The organism is Methylobacterium sp. CCH7-A2, assembly GCF_001557075.1.
GTDB lineage: Bacteria > Pseudomonadota > Alphaproteobacteria > Rhizobiales > Beijerinckiaceae > Allobosea > Allobosea massiliensis.
Map to the genome: position 1 here is coordinate 89,708 of NZ_LSKN01000088.1, position 11,964 is coordinate 101,671.

At 69.7% G+C, this 11,964-nt stretch carries 8 protein-coding genes; 4 read left to right on the forward strand and 4 right to left on the reverse strand.

The genetic code is table 11. The features are described from left to right. Positions 1 to 37: 37 nt before the first annotated feature. Positions 38 to 832 (reverse strand): hypothetical protein, encoded by a 795-nt coding sequence (locus AX750_RS07100; RefSeq protein ID WP_066725308.1) that lies wholly within the window; start codon positions 830 to 832, stop codon positions 38 to 40. 209 nt (positions 833 to 1,041) lie between these two features. Next, positions 1,042 to 2,073, reverse strand: coding sequence for a Gfo/Idh/MocA family oxidoreductase (locus AX750_RS07105; RefSeq protein ID WP_066725311.1), 1,032 nt, complete (start codon positions 2,071 to 2,073; stop codon positions 1,042 to 1,044). 264 nt (positions 2,074 to 2,337) lie between these two features. Here AX750_RS07105 and AX750_RS07110 point away from each other — a divergent pair, with 264 nt between their 5' ends. The 4 genes from AX750_RS07110 (at position 2,338) to AX750_RS07125 (ending at position 9,414) form a co-directional block, all read left to right on the forward strand. Next, the gene (locus AX750_RS07110) at positions 2,338 to 3,645 is read left to right on the forward strand and encodes an HlyD family efflux transporter periplasmic adaptor subunit (protein WP_082735206.1); all 1,308 of its coding nucleotides are present in this window, start codon (positions 2,338 to 2,340) and stop codon (positions 3,643 to 3,645) included. Continuing rightward, positions 3,645 to 5,840: a cysteine peptidase family C39 domain-containing protein gene (locus AX750_RS07115; RefSeq protein WP_066717261.1), complete on the forward strand. Its 2,196-nt coding sequence runs from the start codon at positions 3,645 to 3,647 to the stop codon at positions 5,838 to 5,840. Before AX750_RS07110 ends, AX750_RS07115 begins: the two co-directional genes overlap by 1 nt. Then, positions 5,837 to 8,017, forward strand: coding sequence for an ATP-binding cassette domain-containing protein (locus tag AX750_RS07120; protein WP_066717264.1), 2,181 nt, complete (start codon positions 5,837 to 5,839; stop codon positions 8,015 to 8,017). The genes AX750_RS07115 and AX750_RS07120 overlap by 4 nt, the downstream gene beginning before the upstream one ends. A gap of 173 nt (positions 8,018 to 8,190) precedes the next feature. Further along, positions 8,191 to 9,414 carry a hypothetical protein gene (locus AX750_RS07125; protein WP_066717267.1) on the forward strand — a complete coding sequence of 408 codons (1,224 nt, stop codon included), beginning with the start codon at positions 8,191 to 8,193 and terminating at the stop codon, positions 9,412 to 9,414. Between the two features lie 21 nt (positions 9,415 to 9,435). Here AX750_RS07125 and AX750_RS07130 read toward each other — a convergent pair whose 3' ends face one another. Together AX750_RS07130 and AX750_RS07135 are read right to left on the reverse strand one after the other, a co-directional pair. After that, complete coding sequence (locus AX750_RS07130; RefSeq protein ID WP_066717270.1) at positions 9,436 to 10,938, reverse strand: FAD-binding oxidoreductase; 1,503 nt, start codon at positions 10,936 to 10,938, stop codon at positions 9,436 to 9,438. 75 nt (positions 10,939 to 11,013) lie between these two features. Further along, positions 11,014 to 11,721 (reverse strand): DUF1345 domain-containing protein, encoded by a 708-nt coding sequence (locus AX750_RS07135; RefSeq protein ID WP_066717273.1) that lies wholly within the window; start codon positions 11,719 to 11,721, stop codon positions 11,014 to 11,016. Positions 11,722 to 11,964 lie beyond the last annotated feature (243 nt).

Consider the following 11,964-nt stretch of genomic DNA (forward strand, 5'->3'; position numbering starts at 1 on the left):
GGCGTGCCCGCGGTGTTCCAACCGCGGCGCGCCCGGCCTACCAGGTGACGATGACCGGCCGGGGCATCGTGTATTTCGAGACCAGGCAGCGAAGGGTGTCGACGATGTCGCGATCCTCGCTGGCCATGATCAGCGACCAGATGTCGCCGGTGAAGCGCAGCAGCAGATCCTCGATCTCGTCGTATTCGAGGTCGGAGAAATCGAACCCGACCGTGGTCGGGCTGGCGCGGTTGGGGACCTGGAAGGGGCTCAGGCGCTGCACCAGTTCCGTCAGCGCCATACCGGGCTTCGCAGCACCGGCGAGGTTGCGGGCCAGCACGGCGCCTTCCGCGGCCAGCGACATGATCCGCCCGATCACGATGCGCCTGTCCAACAGGCTCATCGTCCGCAGGCTGCCGCCGAAGCGCGGTGTGAAGGCCGCCCGCTTTGGTGCGGTCGCGCCCGGACCCGGCCGGGCATCCAGGGGTATCGGGGCCGAAAGCGGCAGGAAATATTCGAGATCGCAGGCGACGCCGCTGCACCAGACCCGCTGCGAACTGATCTCGACATCGACGATGCGGCCGGTCGCGCTGCGCACCTCGGCCCGTTCGGCGTCGTAATAACCGTTGGTCTCCAGCGGCCACAGCCGCCGGTCACGCTGCACGCTGCTCAGGGCCGTGCCGGCCGCCAGCAGTTCCTTGTGCTGGATTTCCGGCCAGACCCGTTCGACGAGGCGCAGATAGCCGGCATTGGCGGCGAGATACTGGGAACCGTTGGGACCGGCGGTCGAGAGGCAGGCCGGCACGTCTGCCTGCTGCACGAGATCGGCGGTGAGATTGCGGGTGGAAAACATGGCGAATCCGGCGACGAAACAATGTGCAGCTGATTAGAAATATTCCAAATGAGATGATTCGGCAGCAATTTTCTTTCGTCGAATCGGGGGTATCGGAATGTTTCGTGCATGGCCGGTTAAATGATTCCCGGAAAGACAGGCTCGCCCTCCGGCGGGTCCGCTTCTCGATGCTCCCGGCATGCCGAGGAGCCGCACGCCATGAACGCTGCTCAGCCGGTCGCGACCATCACGCGGCCTGAGCTTTGCCCGGCAGCGATGAGTGCGTCGATCAGATGATGGACGCGCAGCGCCTCCTCGCCCGTGATGCGAGGCGGGCGCTTCTGTCGGATGGCCTCAGCGAAATCGGCCATCACGGCGCGATGATAGTCATGGGGGAACGCCATCGGATCGGCGCCGGTGCCGCCGGCGCTCCGGTCCGGGTCCGTCGTGGTCCGCGTGCCGTCATGCCAGGCGATGTCCAGCGCGGTGCCGACGAGCGAGGCTGTCGCGTGCCGGCAGATCAGCTCGATCCGCTCCGGGAAACCGGGATAGGCCGCGGTCGTCGCATCGATGGTGCCGACCGCCCCATTGGCAAAACGGACCGCAGCGCAGACCATGTCCTCGGTCTCCATCCGGTGGACCGGGCTGGTCAGCGCATAGCCGCAGACCTCTGTAACGGAGCCGGCCAGGCTCAGCATCAGATCGAGCGTATGGATCCCCTGCGACAGCAGCACGCCGCCGCCGTCGCGCGCGAAGCTGCCGCGGCCGGGCTCATCGTAATAGGATTGGGGCCGCCAGAGCCGGATCACGGTCGAGCAGCCGACGATCTCGCCCATCCGGCCGGAATCGAGCTGTTCGGCCAGCGCCACGGCCGCCGGCTTGAAGCGGTGCTGCAGCACGATGCCGAGCGTGACGCCGGCGGCGCGGCAGGTCGCGACCAGGTCCTTCGCCCGCGCGGTGGTGATGTCGATCGGCTTTTCCAGCAGAACATGCTTGCCCGCCTGCGCGCAGCGCCGGGCGACGTCGAGATGCGTGTTGGCGGGAGTGAGCACCAGCATCGCCGTGACGCTTTCGTCGGCGAGCAGCGCCTCGAGATCGTCGCAGAGCGGAAAGGGGAAGCGCGCGCCGAAGGCGGCGCGGCGCTCAGGGCTGGGGCTGTAGGCACCGGCGACCTCGATCTGGTCCTGAAGGTCGACGAGACCCTTGGCGTGGGGCGTCACCGCCATGCCGAGCCCGACGATGCCGATGCGCAGTCTGCTCATGATGTCGCTCCGATGACCGGGACCCGAGCCGGCGCAGCGGCGTCGGCAACCGGAAGCAGACATAAGGAACGGCAAGGCCGCGGTCACCTGTGGCCGGCAGGCCAGCGCTGATGACCGGACAGCTCTGCGTCGTCTTGGGCGTCAGTGCCGTGAGCGGGTCGGCCATCGGATGCAGCCGGTGAGCCTGCAGGTTTCCTTAACCCTGTCCGTTTACCATGACCATGGGGAAGTCGTCGGCTGTTTCGCTTTCCCGAAGAGGGTGGAATGGCGGATTCAACGACAGCGTCGATGTTCCGGAGCGAGGCTTTGGATGCGCGCGGCCGCATCGAGGCGCTGCCGACGACGATGCATGTCACCGACAGCTGGACGCGTGCGGTGATCGGAGGGGTGGCGCTGGCCGTGCTGGCGGCCTTGGTCGCGAGCACGCAGGTCATCATCCCGATCCAGATTCCCGCCAGCGGCGTCGTGGTCGACCGCTCGGGCTATCTGCTCACAGCCGTCCCGGCCTCGGCGGGCGGCTTTGTCGAGGCGCTGAAAGTCCGGGCCGGCGACCATGTCGTGAAGGGCCAGGAACTTGGCCGGCTGACGCTGCCCGAGCAGTCCGAGACGATCACGCGCCTGCGCGGCGCATTGGAGGGGCTGAAGCGCGACGATCTCGCCATGGCCGCCCTGGCCGAGCAGGACCGGCGCAGCGAGCAGGCCGTGCGCGACCGGAACGCCGCCAATCTCGACGCGCGGATCGCCAGCCATGAGCAGCGGATCGGCTGGCTGCAGCAGCGCCAGAACGCCGAGGCGGAGCTCCTGCGCAAGGGCATCTCGACAGAGACCCGCATTATCGCGGCCCGCATCGCGCTGCAGGAGGCGATCGCGGAGCGCGACCAGATGCGCTTTGAGCGCAGCTCGCTGCAATCGGCCGCGCTCGAGGCCGAGGCGCGGCGCGAGCGGGAGCGTCTGGGGCGGGCTCTGAAGATCGAGCAGGCGGCGATCGATCTCGCCGCGGCCGAAGCCAATCAGGCAGTCCGCCAGGTGCTGCGCGCGCCCGTCGACGGGGTCGTCGCCGAGGTTCCGGCGCGTGTCGGCGAATCGGTCTCCAGCGGCGAGGCCATCGTCGTTGTCATGGCGCAGGGGGGCAGCCGCGCGGAGGATCTCGAGGCGGTTCTGTTCGTGCCGCTCGGCGCCGGCAAACGCGTCTCCCAGGGCGACCGCGTGCTGATCGCGCCCGCGTCCCTGCCGCAGGGCGAGCATGACCGGCTGCTGGGGCGGGTGGGCACGGTTTCTTCGACCGTCACGACGCGGGATTCCCTGCGCTCGACGCTCGGCAGCGAACAGCTCGCCGAACTGGCCGCCCGCGAAGGGCCGGTCTTCCGCCTCGTCGTCGAGCTGGAGAAGCGCGACGGCGATCCGAGCCGTCTGGCCTGGACGTCGGGAGGAGGTCCCAACCTGTCGCTCACCCGCGGCACCCCCGTCTCGGCGCAGATCACGACCGAGCACACGAGCCTGCTCTCGCTTGCCCTGCCGGCGCTGCGGCGCCTGTTCGAACCGTCTCGCTCGGTCTGGACGGACCGCGGCTGATGTCCATTTTCGGCGGCGGCACCCCCGTCATCCTCCAGATGGAGGCGACCGAATGCGGCGCGGCCTGCCTTGCCATGGTTCTGGCGGCTCATGGTCGGCCGATCACGCTGGAGGAGGCGCGGGTAGCCTGCGCGACCGCTCGCGACGGCGTCGATGCCGCCCGACTTGTCGTCGCCGCCCGCAGCTTCGGGCTGGAGACCCATGGGCTGCGGCGCGAGCCCGAGGATCTGGCGTTGCTCCCCATGCCCCTGATCCTGCACTGGAATTTCGACCATTTCGTCATTCTCGATCGCGTTACGCGCAGCGGCTTCGTGATCCTCGATCCGGCCTGCGGCCGGCGGCTCGTCGATCGGGCCGAATTCGGGCGCTCCTTTACCGGTGTCGCGCTCAGCTTTCAGCCGGGGCCCGGTTTCGAGCGCCGGCCTCCGCGCCGCACCACGCTCGGTCTGCTACTCGACGAGGCCCGGCGCTCTCCCGATGCGATCGCGCTGACGGCGCTGCTCGGGCTGGTCGGCATCGTGCCGGCGCTCGCCCTGACGGCAGCGATCGGCGTCTTTGCCGATCATGTCGTCGGGCAGTCGCGCCTGGCCTGGGCGCTCGCGCTGCTCGGCGCCATTCTCGGCGCGGGCCTGCTGCAGTTCGTGCTCGGCGTGCTACGCGAGCGCATCGTCGCCGCCTTGCGGAGCAAGATCGCGACCCATGTCGCGGTCGCCGGCTTCTGGCGCGCACTGCATCTGCCGGCCTCCTTCTTCGCCCAGCGCAGCGCTGGCGAGATCGTCTCGCGCCTGCGGCTCGGGTCCTCCGTCGGCGAGATCGTCGGCGGGCCTCTGGCCCGGCTGGTGCCGGATGGTGTTCAGGCGCTTGGCTATCTCGGGGTGATGGCCCTCTTCTCGCCGGGTCTCGCTGCGGTTCTGGCGGTCGTCTGCTGCGTCAACCTGATCTCGATGACCGCGCTCAGCCGACGCGTGGCCGCGGCCAATGCGGCGGCGCAGGTGGCGGAGGGCGCCGCGGCCGGCATTGCGACGGCAGGCATGGCGGCTCTGTCAACCTACCGCCTGCATGGGCGCGAGCGGCTTCTGGTCGAGCGCATCGCCGCAGCGGAAGATACGGCTCTCGATCGCGAACAGCGCATCGGCGTTCTTCGCGCGATCGGCCTCGCGGCGCCTGCGGCATCGGGGCTGGCCATGACCATCGCGGTGCTGACGGTCGGCGCGGTGCTTGTCATGGACGGCGCTCTGACGCTGGGCGGGCTGATCGCCTGCCAGATGATCGCAGGCCTCATCAACGGGCCGGTCGTCTCGCTCGCCGCCGCCATGCCGCATCTCCAGGAGGCTGGCGGGGCCTTCGCCCGGATCGACGATCTGCAGCGTTATCCGCTGGCCCGCGCGTTCGAGCCCGACCGGCAGGCCCAGGAGCGCCAGCCTTTTCGGATCACGGGCCATGTGCGGCTCGAAGCGGTGTCGTTCGGTTTCGCTCCCGGTCAACCGCTCCTGCGCGACATCACGCTCGACATTCCGCCGGGCCGCATCCTCGCCATCCTCGGACCGTCCGGGTCCGGCAAATCCACGTTGGCCCGGCTGATCGCCGGCATGACCGAGCCGGATGCCGGCCGGGTCCTGCTGGACGGTATCGGTCTGGAGGATTGGCCGCAGCCGCTGCTGCGCCGCACCCTGCAATATGTCCCGCAGCAGGCGGCTGTGTTTTCGGGATCGCTCGACGACAATCTCCATCTCTGGGACCACGCGATCCGTCAGCAGGACAGCGCGCAGGCGATCCTCCGGACCGGGCTGCACGGCGTCGTGGCGGCGCGGGCTCACGGCATGCACTCGCTTCTGTCGGGCCATTCGCCGGCGCTCAGCGGCGGCGAAATCCAGCGCCTCGCTCTGGCGCGGGCGCTGTCGCGAGCGCCCAGGGTGCTGGTGCTGGACGAGACCACCAGTGCGCTCGACTTCGCCGCCGAGGCCGACATCCTGGACCAGCTGCGCCTGAGCGGGGCCACGGTGGTCATCGTCACCCACCGCACCGGCACCGCGCTGCGCTGCGATGATGCCATCCTGCTCGATCAGGGCGCGATCGTCGCCTGCGGCGCGCCGGGGGCGATCCTCCTGCGCGAGACCATGGCAGCGGCCGACCCCTCGCTGCCGCGGCCGGATCGGGCCGAGGCGCGAGCCGCCATCGGAGCGGCAAGCCGATGAGCCTGACAGCGCATCTCGATGGCAACGGCCCGATGCGGGGCAGCCGGGCGGAGCCGAACGAGCTGTCAGCCCGTCTCGACCGCATCGAACGCCTGCTGGACGACCGCTTCAGCGATGCCGGCGATGATGCCGTGTTGGGCGCGCTCGATATCGCGGCCCGGGCTCTCGGTGCGACGTGGCCGAAGCTTCCGGCTCCGCCGCCCGAAGAGCCGCTGGACACCGCGCTTCATCGGCTCGCGGAGCAGGGCGGGCTCCTGGCAAGGCCGGTAGCGCTTGACGATCGGTATCTCGCCTCGGGCAGCGGCCCGGTGATCGGTCGGCGGGCGGACGGGGCCGTGTTGGCGCTGGTTCGCAAAGGGCGAGGCTGGTTGCTGCACGAGCCCGGCGGCCTGGCTCCGCCGCCACACCTCGACGGTCAGGCCCGTGCGTCCTTGCCGACGAGCGGTTTTCAGATCGGTTTGGCGCTGCCGGCAAAGGCGATCACCCCGCGAGAACTGCTGACATTCGGCTGGTGGAGCGTCTGGCCGGACCTTGCAGGCTATGCGCTGATGACGGCCCTCGCAGGTCTGGTCGCCGCCCTGATCCCGATCCTGACCGGCACGATCGTCGGCACCGTCGTGCCGGGGCGCGAACTCGGTCTGCTGATCGACATCGCTCTCTTCCTCTGCGTGCTCGCGGTCGTGAACGTGGCCGTCAGCATGGCGTCGCAACTCGCCTTGCTCAGGATTCGCGGGAGGCTCGGCTCGATGCTGCGCGCGGCCGCGATCGACCGCGCGGTCAGAATTCCGGCCGGCCAGCATGCGCCCGTGCCGCCGCCGATCATGGTGCTGGCGATCCGCGCCGTGGAAGGCTGGCATCGCGGTGTCTGGTCTCTCGGCCTCGGCCTGCTCGCGAGCCTTCTGATGGCGCTGCCGAGCCTGTTCGTGATGGCGACGACATTGCCTGGCGCGGCGCTGGCGGTGCTGGCGGTGGGCGCGGTCGCCTTCGCGGCCGCCTGGTCGATCGGTCGGCATCAGCAGGCTCTGATGATCGCGCCGGGCCCCGGTTCGCCCGTCAGCTGGATGGCGACCGCCTACGAGACCTTTTTCAACATCGACACGGTGCGCGCCACGGCCACCGAGACCGCGATGTTCAACCGCTGGGCGGCCGGCTTCTCGAGCCTTCAGGTCAAGCAGTTGCGGACGGCGCGGCTGGGCGCCTGGTCGGCGGGAATCGGGGCGGCGGTCGAGAGCCTGTTCCTGCTGGCCGCGATCGGCGCCGTGGTCCTTGCGGGGGTCCTGAGCGAGCCGGACCGCACCGTCTCCTTCGTGGTGGCGGCAGGCGTCGTCGTCGGAGCCGTCTCGACCATGATCGCCAGCGCCTCCGAGCTCTCCATGCTGGCATTGCAGCGCCGAATTGCCCGGCCGCTGCTGCTCGGCGTGCCAGGCGTGGAAGCGGATGGCGAGCCGCTGGCGGAGCCGCAGGGCGCGGTCTCGGTCGTCTCGCTGACCTATCGCCATGACGAAGCCAGCCCCGCCGTACTTCAGGGTGTCGATCTCGCCGTCGCACCGGGCCAGTATGTCGGCATCGTCGGGGCCTCCGGTGCTGGAAAATCCACGCTGATCCGGCTGATCCTGGGGCTTGCCACGCCCGAAACGGGAGCCGTCTTTCTCGACGGGGTCGATACCCGCAAGCTCGACATGGCGGCGATGCGCCGACGCATCGGTATCGTCGGGCAGGGGGCGAGCCTGTTTCCGGGAACGTTGCGCGACAATGTCGCCCTCGGCGCCGGGCTGCGGGACGCTGAGATCTGGGAGACCTTGCGCCTGGCCGGTGTCGCCGATGACATCGCCGCGATGCCGCTCGGGCTCGGCACGGTGATCGGCGACACCAATCCGATGCTGTCGGGCGGGCAGGTCCAGCGTCTGCTCTTCGCCCGTGCCATCGCGACCCGGCCGAAGCTGATGATCCTCGACGAGGCGACGAGCGCGCTCGATCCGGTCGCGCAGGCGACCGTCACCCGCACCATCCGCGCCCTTGGGATCACCGTCATCGCCGTGGCGCATCGTCTCGAGACGCTGCAGAGCTGCGACTGCATCTACATGCTGGAGCGCGGCCGCATCGTCGAGAAAGGCAGCTTCGCAGAGCTCGCGGGACACGATGGCCCCTTTTCCGCGATGCTCGCCCGGCAGTCTTGAGGCCGGACGGGCCGTCAAGGCTTTCTTCAACATGAAACAGCGAAGCGGGGCAGGCGCTTGGCCCGTCAAGACTTTGTTGGGCGATGTTCCCTAACGTCGCCTGGCTGCAGAACGCAGCGCCGGTGCCCATGAGGGCCGGCCCGGGCACTGGACCGACAGAAGGACCCACAGCGATGCAGACCGCCAAAGCCGCCGCCCCGATCCTGGCCGAGGAGCTGGATCTCGACGCATTGAGCAAGGTGGCCGGTGGCACCCGCAGCCAGCCCTCCGGTCCGGATTCAAGCGCCATGCTCGACGCGGTGCATGCATCGGACGGGTCCCATCCGCTTGAGATGGGCCATGGTCCTGTGGTCGAGAACCCGGTGCACAGCGCGCAGGCCCATCTCGCACACACCCTCAATGCCACGGCCGTCCCGCAGGGCGAGGTTCACACCTCGGTCGACACACACGCCTCGGCGGGCGGCCATGATGCTCATGTCTCGGCCCAGGCCGGCGCCGGCGCCTCGGCGAGCACGCATCACGACGGCAGCAGCGCCAGCGCCTCCGCGCGGGCCGAAGCGAGCGCCTCCGCCAGCGGTCATGTCGGCAGCGGGCCTGTCTCGATCGATGGCCACGCCAGCGCCGAGGCGTCCGCTTCCGCCGACGGCCATGCCGGCATTTCCGGCAGCTCCGCGGACATGCAGGGTTCGGTTCATGCCGGCGCCTCGGCCAGCGGCGACGTCACCCGCACCGTCGATGCGGGACACGGGATCACCGAGACAGACAAGGCCTCGGGCACGGTCTACGCAAAGGCCGGCGCCGATGACTCGGAGAGCGCCCAGTTCGGGCATGGCAGCTACGGCGCCTCGTCCAGCGGCGGCGCCTTCGCCGGTGTCGGGGCCCAGGGCAGCGAAAGCGCCTCGCTCGACGTCAAGGGCGTCACCGTGACCGACAAGGGCGGCGTCACGGCGGGCGCGGAGGTCGGCATCAGCGGCGGAGCCCATGCCGGCTACTCGGATCATCATCTCAACATCGGTGTCAGCGGGGCTGTCGCGGCCGGGCTCGGCCTCAATGTCGATCTGAACGTCAGCATCAACACCAAAGGCATCGAGGATGCTGGCAAGGCTGTGGGCGAGGGCACGGTCGTCGCAGCCCATGCCGTCGACCACGCGGCGACCGAGGCCGGCCATGCCGTTGCGCACACGGCCGAGGCCGCCGGACGCGATGCCGAACACGCCGCCGCTGCGGTGGGGCATGAAGCCGGGCATGCCGCCCATGAGGTCGGGCATGCCGCCAGCCATGCGGCTCATGAGGTCGGCCACGCGGCGAGCCATGCCGCCCACGAGGTCGGCCACGCCGCCAGCAGTGCCGTGCATCACGCCGCCCACGCGGTGAAGCACTTCTTCCACCACTGGTGAGGCGGCCGGGCGAGGCGCCGCTCAGGCGTCGTCCCGCTCTGCCGGGACGCTCCTCCCCGGAGCCATGACACCGGCCGGGTCGAGCGCCCGAGCGAGGCGCCGCAGGACGGCGTCGTAGCTCGCTTCGGCCTGCGCCTCTCGCAGGCCCGGATGACCGAGCCGGAACGCACGATAGCCGCGTGCGGCCAGCGCTGCGGCAACTTGCCGATACAGGGCGAGCGCCGCGTCGTCGGCCATGCTGTCGGCGCGGTCCCAGGCCAGCGAGACGTAGCCGTGAAGCGCGCGGCCCGAGACCGCCTGCGCGCCGAGCGCGGCGAAGAAGGGCCGCTCCCCCACCGCCTCCGCCAGCAGCGCCTCGACCTCCCGCAGTGCCGCGCCGGAAAAGGGCAGGACGGGGCACAGCCACAGGAAGCCGCAACCGTCCCGGTCGGGGTCGAGGGGCTCTTCAATCGGGCCGGGCTTGGCCGCATAGAGGCTGGCGAGATTCCCGCCATGGCTGAATCCGGTCAGGAAGGTCTCGAGCCGTTCTCCGGAATCCGTTCGGTCCTCCATCGTGTCGATGCTGCTGGCGAGCCCTGCGAAGCTGCGGCGGATCACGGCGACCCTGGCATCGAACAACTCGCGGTGATCGCCCGCGACGATCAGCGACAGCCCCCAGCCGGCAGCCCCTTGCAGCGCCGGCGCCAGCGCGTCCCGGCCGCGAAGGAGGGACGAGAGCCGCTTCGCCCGGTTCCAGATCGCGACGTCATAGGCGTTCAGGACCCCGCTCTCTACGAGCCGCCGCAGGACGGCGAGCGCGAGGTCGAAGGCCGCTTCCGTCTCGATCTCGACGAGCAGCGCCCCCGCATGGTCGAGCGTCGGGTTGAGCGCGACCCGCCCCGACAGCACGACGCCCAGACTCGATTGGCTGAACAGCCCCTCGATCAGCGGGCCCGCCGGGCGCCCGTGAAGTTCGGCCGCGATTCCCGGGCCGAGACGGCGATGGCCGGTGCGGATGCGCTCGCCCGTCGATAGCGCGATGTCGAGATCGAACAGGCCGGCATGGCGGTCGCCCATCGGCCCGGCGCCGTCGCCGCGCTCGAGGGCGTTGGCAAGGACACTGGCGTCGATCGGCCCGCCGAAGCTGGGCAGGTGATAGCGCAGGCCCTCCGCCTTCAGCCGCGCCTGGAGCTGCGCGAAGGTGACGCCGGGCTCGATCCACGCCGTCCCGTTCGCCATGTCGATGTCGAGAATGGCGTCGAGACGCGACAGATCGAGGATCGCGGCATCGACAACGGGCAGCCGCGAGCCCAGCCCCCAGTTGCGCCCGCGCGACAGCGGGTGGAGGGGCTGGCCTGTCTGGCCGGCGATGGTGACGACATGGGCGGCCTCGGCGCTCGTGGCGGGGCGGACGATGGCGAGCGTGCGCGCCGGCCAGGGAAAGGTGGCTGCCTGACATTCGTCCCGGGCCGGCCGCGACGCCGAGATGCCGGCCGCGGCCAGCGCAGCCAGGAACGCGTCGAGCCTGGCGACGGGATCAGACATTCTCGCCTCGCAGTCCCGTCACCCTACCGGGACGCAAGGGAAGGTGACGCGATTCCCGCCTGCGGGAAAGGTGGCTCAGAACAGCCCGGAAACGAGGCTGACCGTCAGCCCCAGCACCGTCATGTTGAAGAAGAAGGCGTAGATGCCGTGGCAGAGCGCGGTGATGCGGATCGACCGGGAGTGGATGCTGATGTCCGCCGTGGAATTGGCCAGACCGATGACGAAGGAGAAGTACAGGAAGTCCGACAGGGTGAGCTTCTGCGGATCGCCCGGAAAATCGAGCCCGCGCTCGGCATTGAGCAGATCGCCGGTCTCGCGGGCGCTGCCGTTGAAATACTGGTTGGCGTAGTGGATCGCGAATTTGAAATGGACGAAAGCCCAGGTCGTCAGCACGGTCGCGACCGTCAACGCGATGTGCTCCGGCAGCAGCATGCCGCTGTCCTTCTTGACCAGCATCAGCTCGATCAGCACCGCAGCGAGGCTGATCGCCGCCGCGATCACGGAGGCCGCCAGCGTGAACAGGCGGCCTTGGTCGCTGACCGAAACGAGATCGCGCAGTGGATAGCGGGCGCTGCGCGACAGGCCGAGGGTAAAGGCCATGAAGAGCAAGGCCGACGCGTTCCAGCCCAGCAGGGCCCGCGTGGTGGCGCGGAAACTGTCGGGCAGCGCAAGCGCGACGAGCAGGCCTGCGAGCAGGCACAGCAGGATGCGGACATGCGGCCCGGTGTGCCGCCGTCCTAAGACGGGGGCGCTGCGCGGCAACTGCGAGTCGAGCGACGTCATCTGGCTTCGTCCCTTCGGCGCAGGGACTGTCTGCGACCGTGGGACCGATCTTGCGCGCGCCTCGTGTCCAACGTCTTGCCGTTGCGGCAGTGATGTGCGGACAGGGTTTCCGGTTCCTTAACCGAAGGGACGATCGCATCCCTCGGGGAACCGAGCGATGCTGTGCTGGCTGTCACGTCGCATGGTGTCGCCCCGCAAAGGCAGGCCGCTCGCCCGTGGGATGCTGAGCGCAGATCGCCATGC

Coding starts and splice junctions, on each gene's coding strand:
- AX750_RS07125 (WP_066717267.1), top strand. CDS start 8,191: ATGCAGACCGCCAAAGCCGCCGCCCCGATCCTGGCCGAGGAGCTGGAT.
- AX750_RS07135 (WP_066717273.1), bottom strand. CDS start 11,721: ATGACGTCGCTCGACTCGCAGTTGCCGCGCAGCGCCCCCGTCTTAGGA.
- AX750_RS07100 (WP_066725308.1), bottom strand. CDS start 832: ATGTTTTCCACCCGCAATCTCACCGCCGATCTCGTGCAGCAGGCAGAC.
- AX750_RS07130 (WP_066717270.1), bottom strand. CDS start 10,938: ATGTCTGATCCCGTCGCCAGGCTCGACGCGTTCCTGGCTGCGCTGGCC.
- AX750_RS07110 (WP_082735206.1), top strand. CDS start 2,338: ATGGCGGATTCAACGACAGCGTCGATGTTCCGGAGCGAGGCTTTGGAT.
- AX750_RS07120 (WP_066717264.1), top strand. CDS start 5,837: ATGAGCCTGACAGCGCATCTCGATGGCAACGGCCCGATGCGGGGCAGC.
- AX750_RS07115 (WP_066717261.1), top strand. CDS start 3,645: ATGTCCATTTTCGGCGGCGGCACCCCCGTCATCCTCCAGATGGAGGCG.
- AX750_RS07105 (WP_066725311.1), bottom strand. CDS start 2,073: ATGAGCAGACTGCGCATCGGCATCGTCGGGCTCGGCATGGCGGTGACG.